The 26,663-nt window shown below is 66.2% G+C and carries 25 protein-coding genes; 13 read left to right on the plus strand and 12 right to left on the minus strand.

All coding sequences use genetic code 11. The annotated features are described in order from the left end of the window. Positions 1–184 (minus strand): GntR family transcriptional regulator (locus IP86_RS04560; protein ID WP_156332398.1); only part of this gene is annotated, 184 nt, incomplete at its 3' end. Positions 185–361: 177 nt separating this feature from the next. Here IP86_RS04560 and IP86_RS04565 point away from each other — a divergent pair. Beyond that, positions 362–1,204, plus strand: a complete 843-nt coding sequence (locus tag IP86_RS04565; protein ID WP_054161338.1) for an alpha/beta hydrolase — start codon at positions 362–364, stop codon at positions 1,202–1,204. 6 nt (positions 1,205–1,210) lie between these two features. Here the strand turns inward: IP86_RS04565 and IP86_RS04570 are convergent, their stop codons facing one another. The 10 genes from IP86_RS04570 to IP86_RS04615 all read right to left on the minus strand — a co-directional run bounded on the left by IP86_RS04570 (position 1,211) and on the right by IP86_RS04615 (position 12,093). Continuing rightward, a complete protein-coding gene (locus IP86_RS04570; RefSeq protein ID WP_245290533.1) occupies positions 1,211–1,576 on the minus strand; it encodes a Rieske (2Fe-2S) protein in 366 nt (121 codons plus the stop codon). Then, a complete protein-coding gene (locus IP86_RS04575; RefSeq protein WP_054161339.1) occupies positions 1,569–2,273 on the minus strand; it encodes an ABC transporter ATP-binding protein in 705 nt (234 codons plus the stop codon). The genes IP86_RS04570 and IP86_RS04575 overlap by 8 nt, the downstream gene beginning before the upstream one ends. Then, on the minus strand, positions 2,266–3,072 hold the full coding sequence (locus IP86_RS04580; RefSeq protein ID WP_156332401.1) for an ABC transporter ATP-binding protein: 807 nt from the start codon (positions 3,070–3,072) through the stop codon (positions 2,266–2,268). The genes IP86_RS04575 and IP86_RS04580 overlap by 8 nt, the downstream gene beginning before the upstream one ends. After that, the gene (locus IP86_RS04585) at positions 3,072–4,106 is read right to left on the minus strand and encodes a branched-chain amino acid ABC transporter permease (protein WP_054161341.1); all 1,035 of its coding nucleotides are present in this window, start codon (positions 4,104–4,106) and stop codon (positions 3,072–3,074) included. Before IP86_RS04585 ends, IP86_RS04580 begins: the two co-directional genes overlap by 1 nt. Continuing rightward, a complete protein-coding gene (locus IP86_RS04590; RefSeq protein ID WP_054161342.1) occupies positions 4,103–4,975 on the minus strand; it encodes a branched-chain amino acid ABC transporter permease in 873 nt (290 codons plus the stop codon). Before IP86_RS04590 ends, IP86_RS04585 begins: the two co-directional genes overlap by 4 nt. A 65-nt stretch (positions 4,976–5,040) precedes the next feature. Continuing rightward, on the minus strand, positions 5,041–6,195 hold the full coding sequence (locus IP86_RS04595) for an ABC transporter substrate-binding protein (protein WP_054161343.1): 1,155 nt from the start codon (positions 6,193–6,195) through the stop codon (positions 5,041–5,043). Positions 6,196–6,270: 75 nt separating this feature from the next. Beyond that, a complete protein-coding gene (locus IP86_RS04600; RefSeq protein ID WP_054161344.1) occupies positions 6,271–7,452 on the minus strand; it encodes a xanthine dehydrogenase family Fe-S subunit in 1,182 nt (393 codons plus the stop codon). Continuing rightward, positions 7,449–8,279 (minus strand): FAD binding domain-containing protein, encoded by an 831-nt coding sequence (locus tag IP86_RS04605; RefSeq protein WP_054161345.1) that lies wholly within the window; start codon positions 8,277–8,279, stop codon positions 7,449–7,451. Before IP86_RS04605 ends, IP86_RS04600 begins: the two co-directional genes overlap by 4 nt. After that, the gene (locus tag IP86_RS04610) at positions 8,276–10,567 is read right to left on the minus strand and encodes a xanthine dehydrogenase family protein molybdopterin-binding subunit (RefSeq protein ID WP_082363850.1); all 2,292 of its coding nucleotides are present in this window, start codon (positions 10,565–10,567) and stop codon (positions 8,276–8,278) included. The genes IP86_RS04605 and IP86_RS04610 overlap by 4 nt, the downstream gene beginning before the upstream one ends. Positions 10,568–10,815: 248 nt before the next feature. Continuing rightward, positions 10,816–12,093 carry an amidohydrolase/deacetylase family metallohydrolase gene (locus tag IP86_RS04615; RefSeq protein WP_054161347.1) on the minus strand — a complete coding sequence of 426 codons (1,278 nt, stop codon included), beginning with the start codon at positions 12,091–12,093 and terminating at the stop codon, positions 10,816–10,818. Positions 12,094–12,257: 164 nt separating this feature from the next. Between IP86_RS04615 and IP86_RS04620 the strand changes: the two genes are divergently transcribed. From IP86_RS04620 to IP86_RS04675, 12 genes are all read left to right on the plus strand, one after another. Further along, entirely contained in the window at positions 12,258–12,752 is a 495-nt protein-coding gene (locus IP86_RS04620; RefSeq protein ID WP_054161348.1) for a MarR family winged helix-turn-helix transcriptional regulator, read from the plus strand. A 357-nt stretch (positions 12,753–13,109) separates the two neighbouring features. After that, positions 13,110–14,258 carry a transporter substrate-binding domain-containing protein gene (locus IP86_RS04625; protein WP_054161349.1) on the plus strand — a complete coding sequence of 383 codons (1,149 nt, stop codon included), beginning with the start codon at positions 13,110–13,112 and terminating at the stop codon, positions 14,256–14,258. A 17-nt stretch (positions 14,259–14,275) separates the two neighbouring features. After that, on the plus strand, positions 14,276–14,890 hold the full coding sequence (locus IP86_RS04630; protein WP_054161393.1) for an ANTAR domain-containing response regulator: 615 nt from the start codon (positions 14,276–14,278) through the stop codon (positions 14,888–14,890). 313 nt (positions 14,891–15,203) lie between these two features. Next, positions 15,204–16,403: a tyrosine-type recombinase/integrase gene (locus IP86_RS04635; RefSeq protein WP_054161350.1), complete on the plus strand. Its 1,200-nt coding sequence runs from the start codon at positions 15,204–15,206 to the stop codon at positions 16,401–16,403. After that, positions 16,400–17,464 (plus strand): PDDEXK nuclease domain-containing protein, encoded by a 1,065-nt coding sequence (locus tag IP86_RS04640; protein WP_054161351.1) that lies wholly within the window; start codon positions 16,400–16,402, stop codon positions 17,462–17,464. The genes IP86_RS04635 and IP86_RS04640 overlap by 4 nt, the downstream gene beginning before the upstream one ends. Positions 17,465–17,836: 372 nt before the next feature. Beyond that, positions 17,837–18,346 (plus strand): RadC family protein, encoded by a 510-nt coding sequence (gene radC / locus IP86_RS04645; protein WP_054161352.1) that lies wholly within the window; start codon positions 17,837–17,839, stop codon positions 18,344–18,346. A 183-nt stretch (positions 18,347–18,529) separates the two neighbouring features. Beyond that, positions 18,530–19,018 carry an ATPase gene (locus tag IP86_RS04650; RefSeq protein WP_245290534.1) on the plus strand — a complete coding sequence of 163 codons (489 nt, stop codon included), beginning with the start codon at positions 18,530–18,532 and terminating at the stop codon, positions 19,016–19,018. A gap of 776 nt (positions 19,019–19,794) precedes the next feature. Further along, positions 19,795–20,619 (plus strand): DUF932 domain-containing protein, encoded by an 825-nt coding sequence (locus IP86_RS04655; RefSeq protein WP_054161354.1) that lies wholly within the window; start codon positions 19,795–19,797, stop codon positions 20,617–20,619. 65 nt (positions 20,620–20,684) lie between these two features. Further along, positions 20,685–22,733, plus strand: a complete 2,049-nt coding sequence (locus IP86_RS04660) for a ParB/RepB/Spo0J family partition protein (RefSeq protein WP_054161355.1) — start codon at positions 20,685–20,687, stop codon at positions 22,731–22,733. Between the two features lie 219 nt (positions 22,734–22,952). Continuing rightward, positions 22,953–23,573: an NADPH-dependent FMN reductase gene (locus IP86_RS04665; RefSeq protein WP_054161356.1), complete on the plus strand. Its 621-nt coding sequence runs from the start codon at positions 22,953–22,955 to the stop codon at positions 23,571–23,573. A 306-nt stretch (positions 23,574–23,879) separates the two neighbouring features. Then, positions 23,880–25,037 (plus strand): FAD-dependent oxidoreductase, encoded by a 1,158-nt coding sequence (locus tag IP86_RS04670; protein ID WP_054161357.1) that lies wholly within the window; start codon positions 23,880–23,882, stop codon positions 25,035–25,037. A 635-nt stretch (positions 25,038–25,672) separates the two neighbouring features. Next, complete coding sequence (locus IP86_RS04675) at positions 25,673–25,987, plus strand: DUF736 domain-containing protein (RefSeq protein WP_054161358.1); 315 nt, start codon at positions 25,673–25,675, stop codon at positions 25,985–25,987. A gap of 351 nt (positions 25,988–26,338) precedes the next feature. Here IP86_RS04675 and IP86_RS04680 read toward each other — a convergent pair whose 3' ends face one another. Further along, a complete protein-coding gene (locus IP86_RS04680) occupies positions 26,339–26,632 on the minus strand; it encodes a helix-turn-helix domain-containing protein (protein ID WP_054161359.1) in 294 nt (97 codons plus the stop codon). Positions 26,633–26,663: the final 31 nt, after the last annotated feature.

The raw sequence follows: 26,663 nt of genomic DNA on the forward strand, positions 1-26,663 counted from the left end.
CCAGCCCCTCGGCCGCAAGCCGCGCCAGCGCGGCGCGCACAATGGTGCGGCTCGCGCCGAACTTTTCCCCGATCGCGTCCTCGGGCAGCTTGGCGCCCGGCTGCAGCGCCTGCTCGATGATGGCGTGCCACAGCGCCTTGTAGATCACTGCGCCACGATCGGGCGCTGCTTGTTTGTCGGCCATGGTGTTCGGCGCTCGTGGACTGTTCCGGTCAATTGCCACAGCGGCAATCCGAATGCAATTTGCGGCGCGTAGCAAGCCTGACGTGTGATGCGGCAGATGCCGCAAAATTGCGATCGACACGCACGGCGCTTTGCTGCCATGGTCGATCAGAACCAGCCAACAAGGAATGAGCACGCGATGACGAACCGCCCTGCCGATCCCCGCTCCAATTGGGCGCAGCTGTCGCAGAGCGAGCGTGACGCGGCCTACGACAACAACAGCGCCGTCAAGAACAGCCCGGAGCTGATCGCCGAGCGCAACTCTTCATCCGCGAAGGCACGCGCCACGCTGAAGTCGGTGCTCGATCTGCCTTACGGCCCGCGCCCGAACAACAAGATCGATCTCTATCCCGCGGCCGAACGCGACGCGCCGTGTCTGGTGTTTTGGCACGGCGGCTATTGGCAGAAGAACTCGCGCGAGCTGTTCGCCATGCTGGTCGAAGGCATCGCCGCACACGGCTGGTCGATGGCGATCCCGGGCTACTCGCTTGCACCCGACGTGTCGTTGACGACCATCGTCGACGAGAGCCGCGCTGCGCTCGACTGGCTCGCGGCCAATGGGCCGGAGCATGGCGTCGCCGGTCCGGTCGTCACCTCGGGCTGGTCAGCCGGCGGTCATCTGGTGGCGATGACACTCGATCATCCGCTGGTGTCGGCCGGATTGTCGATCTCCGGCGTGTTCGATCTTGGTCCGATCCGCGACACCGGGCTGAACAAAGCGCTGCAGCTCACCGACGACGAGATCGCAAAGCTGTCCCCGCTGCGGCTGCCGGTGATCGATAAGCGTCTCGATCTCGCTTACGGCGCCAACGAGCTTCCAGCGCTGGTGCTGGACTCGATGAATCTACACGCGCAGCGCCAAGCCGCCGGTGCGCCGGGACGGCTGCTGCCGCTCGCCGGCCACGATCACTTCTCGATCCTCGCCGAACTGCGCAAGCCCGACGGCGCGCTGGTGAAAGCCGCACGCGAGCTGGTCGGCTAGGCGCGGTTATCGAACAGACTTCAGCGCGGCGGCGTTGATCAACACCTCGCCGCGCTCCACCCGCACCGGATAGAGCCGGAGCGGCCGGCTCGGCCAGCCGTCCGAGATGGCACCATCGATCAGACTGAATGAGGCGTCGTGGCGCGGACAGGCGAGCCGCCCGTTCACCACGCGTCCGCATGCGAGATCGGCCTGCTCGTGCGGACAGGCGCGCTCGCAAGCCGACACCAAGCCGCCATCCGAAATCAATGCGAGGTCGATGCCGGCGATGCGCACCGCGACGATGCCGGCATCCGTCAGCCGCGGCAGGCTGCACACCGGCAGCCATTGCTCCTGCGCGGACGGAAGGCCGGTGGCCCAATCGTCAGCCACCAAGATACGCCTTGCGGACGTGCGGATTTGCGATCAGCTCGGCGCCGGAGCCGGACAGCACGATGCGGCCGCCCTCCAGCAAGTAAGCGTGGTCGCACATGTCGAGTGCCGCGAAGGCATTCTGCTCGACCAGCAGCACGGTGGTGCCGGTGTCGCGGATGCGGCGGATGATCGCGAAGGTGCGCTCGACGATGTTCGGCGCCAGCCCGAGCGACGGCTCGTCGAACATCACCAACCGCGGCCGACTCATCAACGCGCGGCCGATCGCCAGCATCTGCTGCTCGCCGCCGGACAGCGTGCCGGCCGCCTGCTTGCGGCGTTCGGCGAGCCGCGGGAATTCGCCATAGATGCGATCACGATCCGCCGCGACTTCAGAGCGGTCGCTGCGCAAGTAAGCACCCATGTCGAGGTTCTCCTCGACGGTCATGTGCGGGAAGACGCGGCGGCCCTCCGGGCAATGCGCGATGCCGGCCTTGAGGATGCGCGGCGGCCGCGCGCCGGTCAGCACCTCGTTGTCGAAGCGCAGCGCGCCGGCGCGCAGCGGCACCAGGCCGGAGATCGCCCGCAGCGTCGTGCTCTTGCCGGCGCCGTTGGCGCCGATCAGCGCGACGAGTTGACCGGCCTTCACCTCGAAGGTGATGCCCTGCAGCGCGGTGACGCCGCCATAGCCGCATACGGCGTTGATGAGCTCAAGCATGTTTCACACCCTGGCCGAGATAGGCTTCGATCACGGCGGGATCGTTGCGGATCACCTCCGGCGTTCCCTCGGCGATGATACGGCCATAGTTCAGCACGACGATCCGATCCGACACGCTCATCACCATCGGCATGTCGTGCTCGACCAGCAGAATGGTGATGCCGCGATCGCGGATCTTGAGGATCAGCTGCACGAAGGTGTGCGTCTCCGATGCATTCATGCCGGACACCGGCTCGTCGAGCAGCAGCATCGACGGCTCGGCGGCGAGCGCCAGCGCCACGCCAACCAGCCGCTGCTCGCCGTAGGACAGCGAGCCCGCCAGATCATGCGCGCGGCGGCCGAGGCCGACATAGTCGACCAGCTCGGCCGCCTTCTGTTTGAGTTCGGCTTCGAGCCGGCGCACCCTCGGCAGACCGAGCACCGACGGCAGCACGCCAACGCGGCCGCGACGATGCAATCCGATCAGCACGTTGTCGTACACCGTGTCGTTGGGAAACACGCTGGTGCGTTGGAAGGTGCGGATCAGGCCGAGATCGGCGATCGCCTGCGGCTTCATCCCCCGCAGCGACTGGCCGCGATAGGTGACGTCGCCATGCGTCGGCGTCAGGAAGCCGGTGACGACGTTGAACGCCGTGGTCTTGCCGGCGCCGTTCGGACCGATCAGGCTGACGATCTCGCCCTCGCCGACCGAGAACGTCATGTCGGAGATCGCCACCAGGCCGCCGAAATGCATCGCGACCTTGTCGACGCTGAGCGCGGTCTGCACCGCTGGCTGCTTCAAAGCTGCTGCGGCTGTCATCATGCGCTCTCCTCGACGCCGCGCTTGGCGAAGCTCGGGGCTGTCGCCGGCTTCATGCGCGGGAACCACTGCATCAGCGCCGGCACGATGCCGCGCGGCATGATGAACAGGATGACGATCAGCGCGCCACCATAGGCGATCCACTGTGCCTCCGGCGCCATCACCGGCCGCAGCGCCACCGGCATCAGGCCGAAGATCAGGCCGCCGACCACCGGGCCGGCGAGCGTCCCCTTGCCGCCGGTGATCACCATGATCACCATCGTCACCGTGTTGATGAAGGTGAACACTTCCGGATCGATGATCTTCATATAGTGCGCGTAGAGACTGCCCGCGGCACCGCAGATGCCGGCCGAGACAACGGCGGCGAGCGTCAGCGTCTTGGTCACGTCGATGCCGATCGACACCGCCAGCGTTTCGTTCTCCATCAGCCCGCGCATCGCCCGGCCGAGATGCGAATGCACCAAGCGCGCGATCAAGAGATAGCAGAGCACGGCGACGCCCAGCACCAGATAGTAATTGTGCAGCTTGGTGCGGAAGATGAACTCGCCGAGCCCCGGGAAGCTCACCTGCATCGGCGGAATGCTGGTCAGCGCCAGCGGCCCCTGGGTCAGCTCGACCCAGTTCAGTGCCACCAGTCGCACCACTTCGGCGAACGAAATGGTGACAATGACGAAATACGCGCCGCGCACCCGGAACGACAGCCGCCCGACCAGGTAGCCACACAAGCCCGACACCAGCACGGCGATCGCGAAGCCGGCCAGCGGCGGCCACGGCTCGTGCACGATGTGCAGCCCGAACGGCAGGCTGACGCTGAAGCCGAGCGACGTCAGCGCGCTGACATAGGCGCCGATGCCGAAGAACGCGATATGGCCGAGGCTGAGCTGGCCGGTGAAGCCGAGCAGCAGATTGAGGCTCATCGCGCCGATAACGAAGATCCCGGTGGTGATCAGCGCGTTGAGCAGATACGGATCGCTCAGCCACAGCGGAACGGCGGCGAGCGCGGCGATGACGACGATCGACAGCAGCAGTCTCATCCGACGCGCTCCGCACGAGGAAACAGCCCGGTCGGGCGGAAGATCAGCACCGCGATGATGATCAGGAAACCCATCGCGTCGCGATAGCCGGACGAGATGTAGCCGGCGCCGAGTTCTTCCGCGAGCGCCAGGATGAAGCCGCCGATCACCGCGCCGGTGATGTTGCCGAGGCCGCCGAGGATGACGATGGCGAACGCCTTGACGGCGGCGAGATCGCCCATCGCCGGATAGACGACGTAGACCGGGCCGAGCAGCGCGCCCGCAGCGGCGGCGAGGCTCGAGCCCATCGCGAAGGTCGAGGTGTAGATCAGGTTGACGTTGACGCCCATCAGCGCCGCCGTGTCCTGATCCTGGAACGTCGCGCGCATCGCGCTGCCGAGCCGCGTGCGATTGATCAGCACGTAGGTCAGCACGATCAACGCGCCCGCAGCGATCAGCACGAACAGCCGCAGCCACGACACCGAAACCGGGCCGATCTCCAGCGGCGCATCAGGAAACGGCGTCGGCACAGATTTGGCGACACCGCCCCACACCCACAGCGTCGCCGATTGCATCGCGATCCAGGCGCCGATCATCACCAGCATGGTGGTGTCGATGTCCGAGCCGCGCAGCGGCCGCAGCAGCGTCAGCTCGACCAGCGCACCGAGCGCCCAGCCACTGGCGATCGCCAGCGGCAGCGCGACGAAGAAGTTCAGCTCGAACTTCTGCACCACGATGAACATCACATAGGCGCCGAAAGTGTAGAGAATGCCGTGGGTGAAGTTCACGACGTTCATGATGCCGAAGATCAGCGTGAGGCCGATGCCGAGCAGCGCGTAAGTGCCGCCGAGCACGAGCGTATTGATGAGATGCTGGAGAAATTCGCCCAAGGTCGATCCTCACGGTCAGGGAGGGACGAGGCGCTGGTCGCGCCTCGCCGGTTGTCATCGCGCGATCAGAGGTCCTTCATCGCGACTTTGCCGTCGGCGATCTCGATCAGATAGACGTTGGGCTGGCTCTGGCCGCTCTCCTTGCCGGCGGGGCCGGACTTCTGGAACGCGATATCGCCGTTGAGGCCCTTCAGCTTGATGTCCCACAGCGCCGCCTTGATGGCGGCCGGCTCGGCCTTGCCGGCCTTCTCGATCGCGGCCGCCGCAGTGCGGATGCCGTCATAGCCGCGGAAGCTCTCGGTGCAGCCGGCGAAGTCGAAGCCGCGCTTCTTCCATTCGGAGACGAAGTACGTGGTCGCTTCCGGGTTCGGCGTCTTGTCCGGGAACCACGGCAGGAAGGTCGTCAGATGCATGGTGCCGTTGGCGGCGGCGCCGGCCTGGGCGATGATCTGGTCCGGGTTCTGCGAGCCGCCGGTGGTGATGATGCGCTTCTTCAGGCCGAGCGCGGCGGCCTGCTTGAACAGCAACGTCAGCTGGTCGACCGCGGCGGTGACGATGATCGTCTCGGAGTCCGATCCCTTCAGCTTGGAGAGCTGCGCGCTCATGTCCTGCGCGCCCTGGTCCATGGTCTCGACCAGGCCGACGCCGATGCCTTTCTCCTTCATCATCTTGCCGAAGTCCTCGGCAGCGCCGCGGCCCCAGTCGTTGTTGATGACCAGGAAGTCGACCTTCTTCAGCGACAGCTTGTCGACGATCTTGGCGAAGGCGGCGGCTTCGATCGCCGACGGCGGCGAAATGCGGAAGATGTAAGGATTGCCCGAGGTGGTGATCTTGCCGGACGACGACGTCTCGACCACCATCGGCACTTCATATTCCATCAGCTTCGGCATCACCGCCAGCGTCAGGCTCGAGCCCCAGGCCCCCATCATCACCGGCGTCTTGTCGCGGGTGATCAGCTTCTCGGCGACCGCAGCCGCCTCGGTCGGGTTGCTCTTGTTGTCCTCGATCACCAGCTCGATCTGCTTGCCGAGCACGCCGCCCTTGGCGTTGATCTCGTCGGCGGCGATCTTGGCGCCGTTGACGACGTAGGTGCCGGACGCCGCGAAGGCGCCGGTCAGCGGCTCGTTGACGCCGATCTTGATGGTCTCGGCCGAGGCCGTGCCCATCAGGCACGCCGTCGCCAGCGCGATGAGAGAAGCAGTCCGCAGGTGTCGCATCATCCTCGTTTCTCCGTGCTCGTGTGTTGTTCCACCGGACGCCCCCCGGCGCCCGGCGCAAGTCGATGGCGCCCGCCGCTAACTGCGGGACGTTCCTCCCAGCCAGCGCGGCAGCCGCGCCCTTATCAGGTCCAGCAGCAACGCCAGTCCGTTGAGATGTTGAGTGGCTTCAGCAGGCCCGACCGAATGCCCGGAAAGCTTGCGTTCGAGATTGGCCGCGAACTGATCGATCAGCCGGCGCGCCAGATCACGCACGAGGCCGCTGCGGCCGACCTGCGCGAGCAAACCGGTGAGCGTGTAGCCGATGGCCAACTCCACACGCGTGGCGCTGCCCTCGCCCAGCGGCGTCAGCCGATAACGGATCTCGCCCTGGGTCGACGACCGGCTGCGGCGATCGTTGCCGGCACCGATGATCCGTCCCGACAGGCCATCGACGGCCCGCTCGATGCGCGCGATGCCGGCGAATTGCGCGGCGATCGGCCCGACCTGCACGCGGATCTCGCCTTCGATCCGGCTGGGATCTGCGGCGTTGGTCAGAGCCACGCCAGGCAAACACGCGGCGACGGCAGCGACGTCGGCGAACAGCGCCGCGACCCGCGCCGGCGGGTGCTGCACGTCGAACGCCTGATCGATCGTCGCGGCCGGTGTGAAGTCGGCAATGGTGATACTTGCCGCAGAGGCGGCGGCGCTCGTCGGTGCCGGCGCTGTCCGGGCATCGGCACGCGCCGAGCCGTGGCCGGAGCCGACCGGTCCCAACAGCGTTCGGCCTGCGCCTAGCTCGGGCGCGATCCCGCGCGCGCGACGATCGGCGATCACGGCGGTCACGGCGCGGATGATCCCGACATAGCCGGTGCAGCGGCAGAGATTGCCGCTCATGCCGACGCGAATGGCGCGGTCGTCCGCTTCCGGCAGGCGCAGCACCAGATCGCGCGCCGACACCAGCATGCCGGGCGTGCAATAGCCGCACTGCAGCGCGTGCTCGCGCGTAAACGCGGCGCGCAGCTCGGTGGCGATCTCGTCGTCGTCGAGGCCTTCAATGGTGGTGACCGCCGCGCCGTCGCAGGCGGCCGCGAAGGTGATGCACGAGCGTGCGGGCACGCCATCGATCAGCACGGTGCAGGCGCCGCAGACGCCGTGCTCGCAGCCGAGATGCGTGCCGGTGAGATCAAGATGATCGCGCACCACGTCGGCGAGGCTGGTGCGCGGTTCGGCGGCAAGGTCCACCGCACGACGATTGACGGTGAGCGCGAGCGTGCTCATGCGGCCTCCTGCAGCGCGCGCTTCAGCACGGTGAGATGGATGTGGCGGTGGACGGGATCGCTGATGCCGGCCGCGCCGAGCAGCCGGTCGGCGACCCGCGGATCGAACCGGGCCTTGTAGTCCGCGCCGATGCGGCCGCCGAACAGTTCGGCTGGCTGCGCGATCAGGATCGGCGCGGCGTCGAGTGCCCCGATCACGATCCGCGCGGCGCCCGCAGCCGGATCGATCAGCAAGGCGCATTGGCCGTGCGCGAATTCTCCGGTCTTGCGGCAGGTCTTGACGTAGCCCCACTGCGCCGTCGCGGCGCGCTTCGGGATGTGGATCGCTGCGACCAACTCGCCGGCCTGCAAACAGCTCTGCAGCGCGCCGACGATGAAGTCCGGCAGCGCGACCTGCCGCGTCGCCGATCCGCTCCGTAGCGTCAACCGGGCACCGAGCGCGGTCAGCGCCGCCACCCAATCCGCCGCCGGATCGGCATGGCTCAGCGAGCCGCCGAGCGTGCCGCGATTGCGCACCGCGCGATAGGCGATGTTCGCCGCAACGCCGCGCATCGCGCCGTTCGTCACATCGGGCACGCGGCCGTCTTCGATATCGGCGTGGGTGATGCAGGCGCCGAGCACCAGCTCGTCGCCGCTGATCTCGGCCTGCTTCAACTCATCGATCGCCGTGATGTCGACGATCTGCTCTGGCTGCGCCAGCCGCAGGTTGAGCATCGGCCCCAGCGACTGCCCACCGGCCATCACCTTGGCGCCGGCGTTGCTGCCGAGCAGCGCCACTGCGGAGGTGAGATCGCGCGGGCGTGCGTAGTCGAACGGCGCAGGCTTCATGCGGCCGCCCTCCCCCCGCCTTGCGCCGCGATCACCGCCTCGACGACGCGATGCGGCGTGATCGGCGAGCGCATCAGTTCGGTGCCGAGCGGGCGCAGCGCGTCGTTGACGGCGTTGGCGATCGCCGCCGGCGGGGCGATCGCGCCACCCTCGCCGATGCCCTTGACGCCGAACCTGGTGTAGGGCGACGGCGTCTCCATGTGATCGAGCCGCGGCGCCGGCACTTCGGTCGGCCCCGGCAGGAGATAGTCCGCGAAGGTCGTCGCCAGCGGCTGGCCGCTCGCATCGAACGGCATCTCTTCGTACAGCGCGGTGCCGATGCCCTGGGCGAGACCGCCAAAGATCTGGCCATCCACCACCATCGGATTGATCAGCACGCCGCCATCTTCGACGATCACGTAGTCGAGGATCTCGACGTTGCCGAGATCCGGATCGATCGCCACCACGGCGGCGTGCGCCGCGTAGCTGAAGGTGCCGCTGTCGCGCTGCGGCTTGAAGCCCGAGGTGACGTCGAGGCCGCCCGGATCGACGTCCGGCGGCAGATCCTGCGGTCGGCGATACCAGGTGTGCGCGATCTCGCGCAGCGTCACGCTGCCAGTGCTGCCGCGCACTTCGCCGTCAACGAACTCGACGTCGGTGACGTCCTGCTGCAGCAGCTTGGCACCGATCCGCTTGATGCGGTCGGCGAGATCGCCGCAGGCGGTCGCCACCGCGCCGCCGGCCATCACCGCGCAGCGCGAGCCCCAGGTGCCGGTCGAATACGGCGTCATCGCCGTGTCGCCGAGGATGATCCGCACCTTGGCGACGTCGATGCCGAGCATCTCGTGCGCGACCTGCGCCAGCGTGGTTTCCATGCCCTGACCATGGGAATGCACGCCGACGCGCAGTTCGAGGCCACCGTCCGGCGTCAGCCGCGCGGTCGCCTGCTCGTGTCCCGGCACCATCGGAATGCCCCAGCCGGCGTACACCGAGGTGCCGTGCGCGGCCTGCTCGCAATAGATCGAGAGGCCGAGGCCGATGCGGCGGCCGTCCGGCTCGCCGCGCAGCTGGCGCGCGCGCACAGCCTCGATGTCGATCGCGGCGAGCGCGCGCTGCACGGCCTGCGGATAGTCGCCGCTGTCGAAATGCTTGTTGGTGATGTTGTTGAACGGCATCTGCTCGGGCTGCACCAGATTGCGCAGCCGCACCGCGCTCGGCTCCAGTCCGGCCTCGGCCGCGACCAGATCCAGCATCAGTTCGAGCGCGAAGCACACGCCGGTGCGTGCGACGCCGCGATACGGCAGAATCGGGCACTTGTTGGTCGCGACCGAGTAGGTGCGGCAGCGATACGCCGGCATCACGTACGGGCCTGGCAAAATGCTGGCGACCTGCGCGGCTTCCAGGCAGGCGGAGAACGGATAGGACGAGTACGCGCCGGAATCGACCGTCGCTTCGCAGTCGATGCCGCGGAGTTTGCCGTCGCGATCCGCATACACCGTGATCTTGTAGTGATGCTCGCGGCAATTGGCGCTGGCGGTGAGATTCTCCCGGCGATCCTCGATCCAGCGCACCGGATGGCCGAGCCGCATCGTCAGCCACGACAGGCAGACTTCCTCGGGCAGCAGAATGCCCTTCTGGCCGAAGCCGCCGCCGACATCGGGCGAGATCACGCGGATGCGGCCCTGATCCATGCCGAGGCATTCGGCGAGGCCGTTACGGTTGATGTGCGGCATCTGCGCCGAGGTGGTGACGACGAGCTGGTCGACGCGATGATCGTAAGTCGCGACAGCGCCACGGCCTTCCAGCGGCGCCATGCATTGCCGCGCCGTGGTAATCTCGCGCGACACCTTGATGGGCGCGTCCAGCGCGGCGCTGATATCGACTTCGAAGTTGGTTTCAAGGAAGACGTTGTCGCCCCAGTGCTCGTGCACCAGGGGCGCGCCGGGCACGCGGGCCTGCAGCATGTCGAACACGGCGGGAAGTTCTTCGAGGTCGAGGACGACGGAGGCCGCAATGTCTTCGGCTTCGGCGCGGGTCGGCGCGACGCACATCGCGATCATTTCGCCGACCTGGCGCACCTTGCCGCTCGCCAGCACCGGCTGCTCGGAAATCTTGAAGCCCGGCAGGCCGGACACCGCGCGGATCGGATTGACGCCGACCAGATCGGCGGCGGTGAACACGCGGTCGCGATACGCCTCCGGCACATGGATGCCGCGGATGCGCGCATGGGCGAGCGGACTGCGCACGAAGGCGACGTCCTGCATCCCGGCGAGGCGGACGTCGGCCACATACTGACCGCGCCCGCGCATCAGCCGGTCGTCCTCCTTGCGCGGCAGCCGTGCGCCGACGCCCTGCCCGCCGCTCTGATGCTGGTCGATCCGTCCGTGCAACTTATCTTCTCCGAGGCAAGACGAACTAGTCAAGCAGACACCCTCTCCGCGTCATTGCGAGGAGCGAAGCGACGAAGCAATCCAGCTCCGAGCACTGGGCTCCTGGATTGCTTCGCTTCGCTCGCAATGACGGGGAGATGCAGCATCTACTCACTCACGTTCGTTATTTACGCAGCCACCGCTTCCGGCAAAATCGAGGCGTCGGCGTCGTAGCGGACGCCGGCGCGGAGGCAGAACACCGGCTGCAGCAGGCTGTCGGCGATCACTTCGGTGTTCTCGTTGTCGCGCAGGACGTAGCGGCCGGGACGCTGCGTCAGCACCGACACATCTGCTTCCATGCCGACCTTGAGGGCGCCGATTTCGCCCGAGCGCGCGATCATCTTGGCGGGATTGGCGGTCACCATCGGCACCACCTGTTCGAGCGACAGACCGAGCGCCATCATCGAACTCATCGCCTGCACCAGGCTGAATTTGGCCTGGCCGGCGAACGGATGATTCTCCTCGTCTTCATGCTGATCGGGCGTGCCGGCCGGAGCCGGCACGTGCGTGTTGTAGCCGTGGATATCGGCGCCGAGCGTATTCGGAACGATGCCGCCGGCGATCGCCATCTTGGCGAGCCGATAGGAGAAGTGACTGCCGTGGCCGACGTCGACCTTGAGGCCGCGATCGAGCGCCGCCTGGATCACCGGATGCACCACGCCTTCGCGATTGATGAAGCCGCCGGGATGCCGCGTGAACGGATGCGCCAGCACGTCGCCTTCCTTGAGCAGCGGAATGACGCGGGTCAGGATCGTATCGGCGTCCTCGCCATTGGCGCCGCTTTCCGGCAGCCCCCAGAGCTGGCCGAAATGCACGTAAACGGGAAGTTCGGCCTGCCGACCGATCTCCGCCGCCATCTCGATGACGCGAATGCCCCAGCGCGCGAAGCCGCCGATTTCCGCATGGGCCTTGATGCCGCGCACGATGTCGGGATTGGCACGGGCCGCCTTGACGGTGGCGTCGATATCGACACCGTCCGGGCTGTAGAGCTGCGGGTAGTAATGCCCTTCGAGACCACCGACCAGATAGGCAGAAAGAAACGCATAGACGCGCGACTTCGCCGGCTCGGCGATGAAGTGGCGGAAGCCCGGCAGCGTCATGCAGGACGGGCCGCCCTGATCGATCAGCGCAGTGACGCCCGACCGCACGCCGACCATATCGGGGTTCATGCCGAAGCGGCCGGACACATACTGATAGATGTGCGCGTGGGTATCGATCAGCCCGGGCAGCACCAGCTGACCGGCGACGTCCACCACCTCCTTGGCGCTCGACGGCAGAATGTCCTTCTGCACGGCGGCGATCTTGCCGTTGCGCACGGCGACATCCATGACGCCGTCGATGCCGGACGCCGGACAGATCACCCGCCCGCCACGCAACAGACAATCAAAGCTGGCACTCACCGACATCGAACCGCTCTCCACGAACCTGGCCAAAATTACGAAGCATGCTTCGCATTTGCATCTAGCAAGCCTTATGCCAAAGTCTAAGAGACGAAAGGCGCAGCGAATCGCGCTACTGAATTTCGCGCCCCGGCGCTGCCGGCGCGACGCAGAGAGATGGAGAGAACAGCTTGCGGCAGAGGCATTCCCGCGCCGGCGCGGTCATCCACGAGCCATGGCCGCTCACCGAGCGTCCCGGCTTCCTGATCCGGCGGCTCCACCAGATTCACGCCGCGCTGTTTCAGCAGGCGTGTGGTCAATTTGAAGTCACTCCGCTGCAATACAGCCTGCTGTCGGCGCTGGCGGCGCGAAAAACCGCGGATCAGACCACGTTAGCAGCCGATATCGCGCTCGATCGCACCACCACGACAGGCGCGCTGAAGCGCCTCGAAGCCCGCAATCTGGTCGAGCGCCCGATCAATGCCGCCGACCGCCGCGCGCGGTTGTGCAGGCTGACGCGATCGGGCGCGGCATTGCTGGCCAAGATCGAAGGCGCCGCACGCGCCGCGCACGAGGCCACATTGCAAGGCCTCTCCGACCGCGAGCGCGCGCAACTCATCGCCATGATGCAGCGCATCGTCGATCGCAACGCCAACCGGGACACCAGCGCGCCGCTGCTCGAGTGAGATCGCTGCCGATTTTTCGGACGCACCTTGCACATCAACTAGGCGGCGCAAGAGTACGCTGCGAACAATCATCACGATCCGCCGGTGATTTCGAGCGCCTCCCGATCGCGGCTCAAGAAGCAGCGACACACAATTCTGGAGAGAGAGTGCTCGAGATTTGTCGCGCCGCCTGCCCGCGCCTCACGCCGTGCCTTGAAACAGCGGCGAACCGCAGAGACAATCGCTCCGTAACGGATCGCGCCTTCTGTTTATCGAAAGACGCGATGCACTGAGATCGCGCTCCCGTCCGGACCAGGGGCGCAGCGGCAAAGCATGGTTCCCGCCGTTCATGAGCGGCGGCATTGGTTGGGTGACAGAATGCGAGCAGAGTCCTGGCGGGTCGGCGTGCTGTTTTCGCAGACCGGCGTCACCGAAGCGATCGAGCGCACGCAGCGCAACGCCACGCTGCTGGCGATCGATGAGATCAATGCCGCCGGAGGCGTCCGCGGCCGTCCGATCGAGCCCGTCGTGTATGATCCGGCCTCGACGCCGGCGCGCTATGCCCAACTGACCGCGCGGCTGATCGACGAGGACGGCGTGCGCGTCTTGTTCGGCGGCCATATGTCGAGCACCCGCAAGGCCATGCTGCCGCTGGTCGAGGCCCGCGGCGCGCTGCTGTTCTATCCGACGCTGTATGAGGGCTTCGAATATTCGCGCCATTGCATCTACACCGGCGCGGCGCCGAACCAGAACTCGGTGCAACTGGTCGACTATCTGACGCGGCATCACGGCAAGCGCGTCTTCCTGGTCGGCTCGAACTACGTCTATCCCTACGAATCCAACCGCATCATCGCCGACCTGTTCGCCGCGGCCGGCGGCCGCGCGGTCGAGGAGATGTATGTGCCGCTCGATCTGACTGCGGACCACATCGTGCGCATTCTGGATCGGATTCACGCGACCGCGCCCGAAGTGATCTACTCCACCATCGTCGGCGCCGGCATCGTGCCGTTCTTCACGGCGTTCAAGGACGCGGGCTTCGACGGCCGCCGCCTGCCGATCGCCAGCCAATCGACCAGCGAGGCGGACTTCGCGCAGATGCGCGCCGACGTCGCCGAGGGTCACGTCACCGCCGCGCCGTTCTTCCAGAGCCTCGACACGCCGGCCGCGCGCCGGTTCGTGTCGGCCTATCGGGCGCGCTATGGGGCCGACCAGCCGGTGACGGCGCCGGCCGAGGCAGCATATTTCCAGATGCATCTGTTCGCCGCCGCGCTGGCTCAATCCGGCAGCGATCAGCTCGACGATCTGCTGCCCGCGCTGTGGCAGGTCGAATACGACGCGCCGCAAGGCTGCGTCCGCATCGACCGCGGCACCAATCACACCCATCTGTGGCCGCGGGTCGCGCGAATCGACGCGGCGGGTCGCTATCAGATCGTGCACGACGCGCAGTGGCCTGTGCCGCCCGACCCGTTCATGCTGGAGAGCCGGGCTCAGCCCGATCCGGCGGGCCAGCGGGTGCTGTCGTCATGAGCGCCGCCGGCCGCGATATGTCCTTCGCGCTGCTGAAGGATCTCCGCCACCTGAACGTCACGGTGATTCATCCGCTCGATCCCGACGGTGAACGTCTGGTCGAACATCTGCGCCGCATCGGTTGCACGGCGCATCTGCTGTGGCCGGTGCCGGCGGCGCTGCCGAAAGGCTGCGACGTCGTCTTCCTGGCGATGGAGGCGGAGGCGCGCGAGGAGATCGCACGGCTGCTGAAGGCGATGCCGAATCCGGCGCCCACCATGCTGGCGGTGGTGAGCTACGAGAATCCCGCCATGCTGCAGATGGTGCTGGAGAGCGGCGCGCTGTCGGTGATCGAGCGGCCGATCCGTCCGTTCGGACTGCTCACCAACCTGGCCATCGCCCGCAACCTTTGGCTGCAGCACCAGCGTCTCCAGAAGGAAGCGCGCAAGTACAAGCGCAAGCTGATGGGCGACCAGACCGTCGCGCGCGCCAAGGCGATCCTGATGGCAACCAACAAGATCAGCGAGCAGGATGCCTACACGCGACTGCGCGAGACCGCGATGGCACGGCGGCTTCCGATCGACGAGATCGCCAAGGCGGTCATCGATTCCGAATCGCTCTTGCGTGGCCTCAAGAACGATGCTTGTATTTAGCTTCGTCTGAAACAGACGGACCTGAGCGCATCCCCTCTATCGTGAGGCCATGCTTCGGGTGCGTGACGCGCCAGCGCGTCGTGCCGCGGCGATGCAGCCCGCTCGATCCTCCTGCCGGAGGATGGTGCGGGTTTTTTGTTTCACGATGACTCCAGCCCGGTAGTTCGCTGGACTGCGCCGTAGCTCGATACAGCAGGTTTATCAATAGCTTACGCGCGTCCATCATATGCCGGTGCTTTCTGAAACTTGATCCGGTTTCCCCTCGCGCCGCTCCTATGTGGCTCTTGGAACCGGGTCGTTCCAAGGAGTCATCATGGCAAAGATCAAGCTCACCAAGACCGCCGTAGAGACGGCGCAGCCCCAAGCCAAAGCCATCGAACTGCGGGATACCGTGGTGCCTGGCTTCCTGTGCAAGATTACCCCAGCAGGTCGCCGGGTGTTCATGCTCCAGTACCGGACGAACGCCGGGGAGCGCCGCAAGCCCGCCCTGGGCCTGTTCGGGGAACTGACCGTTGAACAGGCTCGCGTCATGGCGCAAGACTGGCTTGCCGAGGTTCGCCGGGGCGGCGACCCTGGCGGTGCCAAGGCCGAGGCGCGCAAGGCACCCACGATGGCCGAGTTGTGCAAGAAGTTCATGGAGGACTACTCCAGGAAGCGCAACAAGCCCAGCACGCAGGACGGCTATCAAGGCGTCATCGACCGTAACATCATCCCGCTGCTGGGCCGCAAGAAGGTTCAGGACGTGAAGCGGCCCGACATTGCCGGGCTGATGGAGAAGTTGGCCTACAAGCCGACCGAGGCGAACAAGACCTTCGGCGTGCTGCGCAAGATGTTCAACCTGGCCGAAGTGTGGGGCTTCCGCCCGGACGGCACGAATCCGTGCCGCCACGTTCCGATGTACCCGCCTGGCAAGGAAACTCGGCTCATCGTGGACGACGAGCTGGTGCGCGTCTTCCGCCAGTTGGAGAAGCTGGAGGCCGAAGGGCTGGAGAACTACGTCATCCCGCTGGCGATCCGCCTGCAATTCGAGTTCGCCGGCCGCCGCTCCGAAATCTGCCCGCTTGAATGGAATTGGCTGGACTTCGAGAACCAGCGCGTGGTGTGGCCGGACAGCAAGACCGGCGGCATGTCCAAGCCCATGAGCGCGGAAGCCTACCGGCTGCTTTCGACGGCTCCGCGCCGGGAAGGTTGCCCCTACGTCTTGCCATCGCCCAACGATCCGACCAAACACCTGACGCATGGCGAGCACTATGGCGGCTGGTGCCGGGTGCTCAAAGCGGCTGGTGTCCCGCACGTCGGCACGCACGGCATCCGCCACCGTTCGACGACCGACATTGCCAACTCGGGCGTGCCGACCAAAGTGGGCATGAAGCTGACGGGCCACAAGACCGTGGCGATGTTCATGCACTACGTCCACACCGAGGACAAGCCGGTGCGTGATGCCGCCGAGCTGGCGACCAGCCGGCGTCAGGCCATCATTGGTGCGCGACCGCTTGCGGAGGCGGCAGCATGAACGGGCATCGGTCATCCGTGGCATCGTCCGCAGCGCCAACGGCGCTGCTGGGCGACATTCGGGCGCTGATCGAGGCGGCGCGCTTGCGCGCCGCCTCGACGGTGAATAGCGAACTGACGATGCTCTACTGGCGCATCGGCCAGCGCATCCGCACGCAGGTCTTGGACGGGCGCCGCGGCGCCTACGGCAAGGAGGTCCTACCCACCTTGGCGGCGCAGTTGGTGAAGGAGTACGGCAGCAGCTTTGCCGAGCAGAACCTGCGCCGCATGGTGCAATTCGCGGCCACCTTTCCCGACGAGCAGATTCTCGTATCACTGATACGAGAATTGAGCTGGACGCACTTCATCGCCCTGATCCCGCTGAAAGACCCACTCCAGCGGGACTACTACGCGCAGATGGCGAGCGCCGAACGCTGGAGCGTGCGGACGCTGCGCGAGCGCATCGACTCGATGCTGTACGAGCGCACGGCGCTGTCGCAGAAGCCGGGCGAGACGATCGCGCAGGAACTGGCGACGATGCGCGATGCGCAGCGCATGACGCCGGCGCTGGTCATGCGCGACCCGTACATCCTCGACTTCCTGGGGCTGCGCGACACTTGGCAGGAAGGCGACTTGGAAGCGGCCATCATCCGCGAAATGGAGTCGTTCTTGCTGGAGCTGGGCGCGGGTTTCAGCTTCGTGGCCCGGCAGAAACGCATCCCGATCGACGACGAGGATTTCCACCTCGACCTGCTGTTCTACAACCGCAAGCTACGGCGGCTGGTGGCGGTGGAGTTAAAAGTCGGCGAGTTCAAGGCGGCCTACAAGGGACAGATGGAGCTTTACCTTCGCTGGCTCGACAAGCACGAACGGGAGCCGGAGGAAGCCTCGCCGCTGGGGATCATCCTTTGCACCGGCAAGAAGCGCGAGCAGATCGAATTGCTGGAGCTGGACAAGTCGGGCATCCACGTCGCCGAGTACCTGACCGCCTTGCCGCCGAGGGGCGTGCTGGTGGAACGGCTGCAACAGGCAACGCAGCGGGCGCAGTTGCAGATCGAGCAGCGCAAGACGGACACCGAGTAGTTCTCTCCCCAGCAGTCGGGCGTCCCGGCGTTCCGCCGTCGCGCTGTCGTGCTGCGCATCGAGCCTCGCTGCGCGAGTCTCGCCCCATGCGGGCTTCCATCGTTCCCTCGCTTTGCTCGGCTGACGCCTCCGGCCCGGCTCGCTGATCCGGGCCTGCGCGCTCCGCTTGCCCCAAAAACCGAGGGTGTGCAGCGGGCGGGTGTGGGCGGTCTTGCTGTTCCCTTCACCGTATCACGGCGTTCTCGCCGTCAAGGGCTGCACGCGCTGGTGCGCGCTTGCGTCCTGCCGGCCGGCTGCGCCCCCTGACTGCTTGCGCTGCGCCGTGCTGGCGACGGTTCCGGGCAATTCCGCCCGAGCAACCGGAGCACGATCATGTCGCAACTGTCCATTTCCTCGCTCGATGCCTCGCTGATGGTGCGCGACGCGAAGGGCCGTTACCAGCCGGCGACGGCCGACCAGATTCTGGAGGCCGCGCGCCAGGCCATCGAGCACAAGATGCAGCGCGGTGCATCGTTCAGTTCGCCGGCGGCGGTCAAGGAGTACCTGCGCACCAAGCTGGCTGGCTTCGAGCATGAGGTGTTCGCCGTGCTGTTCCTCGATGCGCGGCATTGCTTGATCGACTATGCCGAGATGTTCCGAGGCACCATCGACGGCGCATCGGTGTATCCGCGCGAAGTGGTCAAGGAGGCGCTGCGACTCAACGCGGCAGCGGTCATCGTTTCGCACAACCATCCGAGCGGCAATCCCGAGCCGAGTGCGGCCGATCGGGCACTGACCCAGCGGCTCAAGGAGGCGCTGGCATTGGTGGACGTTCGCACGCTGGATCACATCGTCGTCGCGGGTAGCAAAACCACGTCCTTCGCCGAACGCGGCTTGATTTGAACGAGGGGGCTTCGGCCCCCTTTTTGCTGCGTCCGGTGGCGCAACTCCGGCCCTCGCGGGCCTGCGCGTGCTGCGCACTTGCCGAAAGGCCGGGTGCGTGGAGTGTGAGGGGGCGGTCTTGCTGTGTCCCTTCACCGTATCACGGCGTTCTCGCCGTCAAGGGCTGCGCGCGCTGGTGCGCGCTTGCGTCCTGGCGGCCGGCTGCGCCCCCTGACTGCTGCGCTGCGCCGTGACTTCGACGGTTCCGGGCAATTCCGCCCTTGCAACCGGAGAACCGTCATGAACGACAAATCACACGTTTCCCTCGAACAGCACGTTTGCCTGGTCTGCGGCACGGCGTTCGATACCGGCGCGATCCTGCTGGACAAGCGCCTGCGCGCTAGCATGGAGCGCCACACGGCGACGGGCTGGGGCCTGTGTCCCGAGCATCAGAAGCTGTCCGATGATGGCTTCGTCGCGCTGGTCGAATGCGATCCGCAGCGCAGCGGCTCATCGGCCGGCGGCCGAATGAAGCCCGAGCAGGCATATCGCACGGGCCGGCTGGCCCATCTGCGGCGCACGGTGTTCGCCAAGGTGTTCAACGTGCCGATCGAGGACAAGCAGGCTTGCGTGTTCGTAGAGCCTGGCGTGATCGACCAGTTGCAGTCGATGACGGCGCCGGCGGCGAGCTGATCGCGCCGCGCTACCTTCGGTGCGTCGTTCCTGCGGGGACGGCGCACTTTTTTTTCTGCTGCGCCCGGTGCAGGTGACTCCGCGCCTGCGGCGCTGCGCGCTTCGCTTGCCTCCGGGGGAAAGCCCTGCGGGCTATCCCCGCCGCGCGATGCTTGGCGCCCCTAAAGACCGCCGAACCGGCTGCGCCGGCTCGGCCGGAAATCCGCAGCCGCAGCAGAACCCGCTTCCCGATGCGTGGGACGTGTTGCGCCTGGTGCGCATCGAACCTTGAAGGCTGGGCGTCCCCGGCCAAGAAACATGGCCGGTCGCGCTGTCGTGCTGCGCATCGAACCCCCTGCGGGGTTTCGCCCCTGACGGGCTTCCATCGTTCCCTCGCTCCGCTCGGCTGACGCCTCCGGCCCGGATTCCTAGATCCGGGCCTGCGCGCTTCGCTTGCCGTGCGGTCTGCACATCAAGACGGCCGTTGCCATGTCCAGCCGTCTTCCCTCGCTCATCACCTCTCCGCGACTGTAGCCCGCGGCCGTGTGCCGTCAAGGCGCGCAGGGCCGTGTCCTCGGCTGCGCCTGCGGGCCGCACCAACCCTGCGCTTGTTTCCTTGACGGCCCCCGTCCGCGCGCTCCTGACCGTCGCGGGCGATGAACTCAGGAAAGACGGTGGCAACGAGGCCAACCGGGTTCTTCGTGCCGACCGCACCGAACAGCCGAAAGGCTGGGCTTCCGAATCTAGGAATCCGGTGTGCGGTGAACAGCAAACCTCTTTTTGTCAGGAGAAAGATCATGCAACTCGCATCCCGTTTCGCTTCCCGTTCCCCGGCATTGCGCAGCGACTACCCGCTGTCCGACGACCAAATCCGCCGCGTGGCCCCGTCCATCTTCGCCGACGCTCCGCACGAAAGCCGCTCGCAGCGATACAGCTACATCCCCACCGCGACCGTGCTGCAGGAACTGCGCGGTGAAGGCTTCGAGCCTTTCATGGTGACGCAGACCCGCGTGCGCCACGACGACCGCCGCGACTACACCAAGCACATGATCCGGCTGCGCCACGCCAGCCAGATCAACGGCCGCGAGGCCAACGAAATCATCCTGCTGAACTCCCATGACGGCACCAGCAGCTATCAGATGCTGGCCGGGATGTTCCGCTTCGTTTGCAGCAATGGCCTTGTCTGCGGCGACACCGTGGCCGACGTGCGCGTGCCGCACAAGGGCGACGTGGCCGGGCACGTCATCGAAGGCGCTTACGAAGTCCTGCACGGCTTCGACCGGGCGCAGGAATCGCGCGATGCCATGCGCGCCATCACGCTGGACGCCGGGGAATCGGAAGTGTTCGCCCGCGCTGCGCTGGCGTTGAAGTACGACGAGGACAAGCCCGCGCCCATCACGGAATCGCAAATCCTGATGCCGCGACGTGGCGACGACGACCGCCGCGACCTGTGGAGCGTGTTCAACCGCACGCAGGAAAACCTCATCAAAGGCGGCCTGTCCGCGCGCGCCGCCAATGGCCGCCGACAGACCACCCGGCCCGTGCAGGGCATCGACCAAAGCGTGCGCCTGAATCGCGCCCTGTGGCTGCTGGCCGATGGCCTGCGCCAGTTGAAAGCCTGACCCGTCCCCCCGCAGGAGGGGCGGTTTCCCCTCCATTCCTTGTTTCACTCGATTGGAGAACCACCATGAACGCCGTAGCCCAAACCGAAATCCGCGCCATCGAAACCGCCGCACCGCTGGAAATGGCCGACCCGTCCAAGAATCTGATCTTGGTTGCCCTCTCGCAGTTGCTGCCGCGCCGCTCCAAGCGCAACGCCCGCAAGATGCCGCGCCTATCCATCCCCGAACTGGCCGCGAGCATCGCCCGCATCGGCCTGCTGCAAAACCTGATCGTGATCGCATCCGCCGATGGCGAGCATTACGAGGTGGTGGCCGGTGATCGCCGCTTGACCGCCTTGAAGCTGCTGGCGAAGAAACACCGCATCCCCGCCGACTACGAGGTGCCGTGCCTGCTGGTGGCCGATGGCAGCGCCCGCACCGTCAGCCTCGCGGAGAACGTGCAGCGCGAGAACATGCACCCCGCCGACCAGTTCGCGGCCTTCGCCGCGCTGGTCAAGGAAGGCCGGCCCATCGAAGACATTGCCGCCGACTTCGGCGTGTCCCCGCTGGTGGTGCAGCGGCGCTTGAAGCTGGCGAACGTCTCGCCGCGCCTGATGGCCGACTACCGGGCCGGTGGCGTGACGCTGGAACAGTTGATGGCCTTGACCATCACCGACGACCACGCCGCGCAGGAAGCCGCGTTCTATGGTGCGCCGGAATGGCAGCGCAGCCCGTCCGCGCTGCGCGCACGCCTGACCGAGCGCGAAATCGACGCCACGCACGCGCTGGTGCGCTTCGTCGGGCTGGACGCCTACCGGCAGGCAGGCGGCGGCATCCGCCGCGACCTGTTCGCCGAAGGCGATGCCGGAACCTACCTCACCGACGCCGCAGTGCTGGAAACGCTGGTGCGCGAGAAGCTGGCAACGCTGGCCGAGGACGTGCGCGCCGAGGGCTGGGCATGGGTGGAGGCCGTGCCGCATCTGGCCTATGAGGAGCGGCAGGCGTTCCAGAACGCCCCGCGCCATCGCAGCAAGCCGACCACGCGCGAAGCCCGCCGCATCGCCTCGCTGGAAAGCCGCCTCGAAAAGATCGACGCCGAACTGGAGGATGCCTGCGACGCCGAGGACGAGGCCAAGGCCGAGAAGCTGGAACAGCGGCGCGATCAGGTGGTCGCGGAACTGCAAGACGCGGAGGACGCCTTACAAGGCTATGCGCCCGAGGTGCGCGAAGTGTCCGGCGCCATCGTCACCATCGACCGCAACGGCGAGGCCGTCATCCATCGCGGCCTGCTGCGCGAGGCCGAGGCCAAGGCGCTGCGCACGCTGGAAAAGCTGCGGCGCGGTTTCGGCAGCACCGATGGCGAAGCCGCCAACGACGAGCACGAAGACGACGACGCGCCCAAGGCCGCGAGCCTGTCCGACCGGCTGGCGCAGCGGTTGAGCGCCCATCACACGGCGGCGCTGCAAATCGAAGTCGCACGGCATCCGCACGTCGCGCTGGCCGCGCTGGTGCATGGCATGGCGCAGACCGTCTTGCAGCCCGACGCCTACGGCGATGGCCTGCCGTTGGGCGTCCGCCTCACGACGCAAGACCGGCTGGAAGGCATGGCCCCGGACTGGCCGGAATCGCCCGCCGCCGTGGCGCTGCGCAAACTGCAACAGGTAGCCGGTGAAGCCTTGCCGGAGGACAGCGCCGAACTGTTCGCCGCGCTGCTGGCGAAGCCGCAAGACGAACTGGTGCGACTGCTGGCGGTATGCGTGGCCGCGACGGTGGACGTGGTGACGCCCCGCGCCACGACGCATCCGCGCGGCGAGGAACTGGCGCAGGCCGTGGGCCTCGACATGGCCGCATGGTGGAAGCCGACCGCAGAAGGCTACTTCAAGCACGTTTCCAAGGCCGCGATTCTGGATGCCGTGGGCGAGTACGCGCCCGAGCAGGTCAACCGGCTGGCGAAGCTCAAGAAGGCCGACATTGCCAGCGAAGCCGAGCGGCTGGCCGAGGGTAGCGGCTGGATGCCTGCCGTGTTCCAGACCGGGCATCACACGGAGCCGGAAGGCATACCGGATGCGGCGAGCGATGACGATGCGCCGGAAGAGGCCGCCGAAGAGGCGGAGGCTCACGTGCTGGCCGCGTGATTCCGCGACATGGCCCCGGCGCAGCGCGCGCCGGGGGTTTTTCCCGAACCGGGCGCGGCGAGTCTGCCGCGCCCGGTTTCAACGTCCACAACAAAATCACTTCGTCGCCGCCTTCGCCCAGGCTGGCGATCACATTCATAGTGCGTGTATTTTGCACGCTTTACATCAAGCGGCAAAGCGTCGATAATGAGTGCATCATACACTCAATTTAGGTGCGCAATGAGCCAAAAGAAGACGGTGCTCCTGGTCATGGGGAGTACGCGGGCGGGTAGGAATTGCCCGAAGATTACGGCATGGGTTGAGTCCATCGGCCGAGCAAGCACCGCCTATGAATACGAGATTGTCGATCTGGCGAAGTGGTCGTTGCCGATGGACGACGAACCGGCGATTCCCGCAATAGGCCCCTATATGCAACCGCATACTCGTGCCTGGAGCGAGAAGGTCAAAGGCGCGAGTGCCGTGGTCTTCATCACGCCCCAATTCAATTGGGGCTACCCGGCAGTCCTCAAGAACGCCATCGACCATCTTTACAGCGAGTGGCACGACAAGCCACTGATGATCGTGACCTACGGTGGTCATGGCGGTGGTCGATGCGCCAAGCAATTGCGGCAAGTTGTAGGTCGGCTTGGGGTGCGTATCGTGCCGACCTCTCCCGAACTGCGATTGTCGGATGCGGTGATTCGGGAGGGAGCCATACTAAATCCGGATCACGATTTTCGTGTGTTTGCGCCGAAGGTTCGACAAGCACTTGCGGAGTTGGCAGCCCAACTCGACGGCAGCGAAAGCGTTGTGTCGCGGCTGCGCCGCCGTTGGAAGGCAACGCTTTCAGTTATCTCTTGAGTTGTTCTCTCGGGATTGGTTTAGCCTGTCCTTAGTTCATTCCCTCGCGCTTGCCGCTGACGCGCGCAAGGTTTCGATGGCGCAACCGCCACGGTGGCGGGGCTTGCTCAACAGCGGAATCGGTGCGATACTTGATCTTTGAAAGACCGCGAAAAACGGTTGTCTGTATGCCACTGGCGCTAGACAACCGAATACACGCCACCAAGCAGCTCTAGCGAGGTCGGCCAGCGTTTCCCCGACATCTGTCGGCCTTTCTGCGAACTGGCGCGTATTGACGCGAACGTTCGCAGCCATTGGAACGCTGCCATGAACACACATCTCGATTTCTCTTTCCCTTCCGCACATCCCCGCATCGCCATCGTCGGCGCCGGCCTTGGCGGCTTGACGCTCGCACGTGTCCTTCACGTCAACGGCATTCCCGCGACGATCTACGAAGCCGAAGTCTCGCCCGATGCGCGGGCACAAGGCGGCTTGCTGGACATCCACGAATACAACGGCCAACTCGGGCTGAAGGCCGCGTGCCTCTACGACGAGTTTCTAGCCCTCGCGCTGCCGGGTGAAGATGCCAAGCGCGTGGTCGATAAACATGGCAATGTCCTGCTCGACAAGCCCGGCTCGGGCAGCACGGCCAAGCCCGAGGTCGATCGCGGCGCGCTGCGCCGGCTGCTTATCGGATCTCTGCCTGCCGACACCATCCAATGGGGCCGCAAGCTCGTGAAGGTGAACCGCCTTGCCGACGGGCAACACCTACTGGCTTTCGCCGAAGGTTCGACGATCACGGCGGATTTGCTGGTCGGCGCCGATGGCGCCTGGTCGAAGGTTCGTCCACTGCTGTCGGCCGCAAAGCCGGCGTACATCGGCACGACCTTCATTGAAACCAATCTCTTTGATGGCGACACGCGATACAAGACCAGCGCCGAGATGATCGGCGGCGGCACGCTGATGGCGATCGAACCGGGCCAAGGTATCTTGGCTCACCGTTACGCGAGCGGCGCGCTACGCACCTATGTCGCATTGAACAAGCCGGAAGCATGGATCGGCGCCATCGACTTCAGCCAGCCGGTGGTCGCACTGCGTCGCCTTGCGGGCGAATTCGAGGGTTGGGTGCCACCGCTTCTGGCCTTGGTCACTGATAGCGATACCCCGCCCATCGTGCGGCCTATCCTTGCCTTGCCGATCAACCATCGGTGGACGCGCATTCCAGGCGTCACGCTCGTGGGCGATGCGGCCCACCTGATGTCGCCGTTCGCCGGTGAAGGCGCCAATCTCGCCATTCTGGATGGCGCCGAGTTGGGCTTAGCGCTGCGCGATCATCCCGGCGACATCGAGGCGGCACTTGTGGCGTATGAACAGGCGCTTTTTCCGCGCAGTGCCGCCGTCGCCGACCAGACGGCCAAGAACCATCGGCGTTTCTTCGGCGACGACGCGCCCCGGAGCGTGGCCGAACTGTTCTCCGCGCATTAGACGCGGGCTTGCCACAACGACCAGAAAGCAATCACTTGATGTCGGTGCCCGCTGGCGCGGGCGAGGTTTCGATGGCGCCCCGCCGCGGTGGGCAGGGCTTTGTGGGGCTACGCCCCGGCTTGCTGCGGCAGGTTGTGCAGGTGCGCGCCGTCCTCAACGCCGGCGGTTCCTGCCCATCACGTCACGAAGGATGGTTCACGGACAACCCGCCCGGCATCGCTATGGAGCTTCCACGCCACGCCTCAAGACCGGCACCGCAAGGTGCGGCAGGGGCGTTCTCGCCTGTCATCGGATGGTTGACTTGGCCCGCGTCAGCGGGCGAGCCGGAGCAGCCTTTATGCGGGGATGCCGAGCCGACCCCATCTCCTTTCGGAGCGGTTCGGCCCAAGGCGTCCTTGTCTCGTTGTGAATCCTGGCGGTGGCGCGGCTGCGCCTCGGGCTTCATGGCTGCAACCGTCCGGCGAAAACAATTTCCCCTGCGCTGCGCGCATTCCTCGCGGGACAAATTCTTTTCGCCTTCCGGTTCTCCACTGCGTTTCGACCGCGAGCGGTGCAGCCAGCCCGTCCCCCGCCGGCCGGATCACAACAAGGACGCGATGGACGCGAACCTTGTTCAACCGAAAGGAGAAAACATCATGGCCAACATCGGCACCTTCACCGCAGACAAAGACGGCTTCACCGGCACGCTTCGCACCCTGACGCTCAACGTCAAGGTCAAGGTGGTTCCCAACGACAAGGGCAGCAGCGAGAACGCTCCTGACTTCCGTCTTCAGGCGGCTGGCCACGACATCGGCGCGGCCTGGAAGAAGACCAGCGAGGCCGGGCGGGATTACCTGTCCGCGACCCTCGACGATCCTTCGTTCCCGGCTCCGGTCTATGCCCGCCTGATCGAAGGCGAGAACGGCACGCACGACCTGATCTGGTCGCGCAGCAAGCCCCAGGCGGCGTGACCGCCGCCCGCAGCACCCCGCCACATGGCGGGGCGCTGTGCTGTCTCGTCCCCAACTCGGCAGCGGCAGGCAGCGGCCCATAGCGGGCTGCATTTCCATGCGGGGAAGCTGTGTCAGTGCATGCTGCCAGGGCATGGCGTGTCGGCGCGAAGCGCCGCCGGGCTTTCGGGCTGCGCCCCGTGCCGTCTTTGTCGTCACGGCCATTCGGCTTCAATCCCGCCTTCGCGCCGGCGGCGCTGCGCGCTTCGCTTGCCTCTAGGGGAAAGCCCTGCGGGCTATCCCCGCCGCGCGATGCTTGGCACCCCTTGAACACCGCCGAACCGGGCTTCGCCGGATCGGGCTAGCCTGCACCTACGGCTGGGCCGCTGCTGCGAGCTGGCTTTCAGCCTCGCTCATCAGCACCGCCGTGCTGCATTCGAGCGCGCCGGCAATCTTGAAGATGAGCGCCAGTGTGGGCATGTGCTCGCCGCGCTCGATCTTGCCAATGTGGGAACGCTCCACGCCAGCCATGTGCCCAAGCGATTCCTGCGCGATGCCGCGCTCCTTCCGCAGAGCGCGCACCGCCGCGCCGAAGGCGCGGGCCAACTCGGCGTCATGGGTGGCGGTGCCGGCCGGTCGGCCGGGCTGGACGGAACGCTTCTGCATGGACAGAAGCGTCGATTCCCACCACAATTAA

This window comes from Rhodopseudomonas sp. AAP120, from assembly GCF_001295845.1.
In the GTDB taxonomy this organism is placed as follows: domain Bacteria; phylum Pseudomonadota; class Alphaproteobacteria; order Rhizobiales; family Xanthobacteraceae; genus Rhodopseudomonas.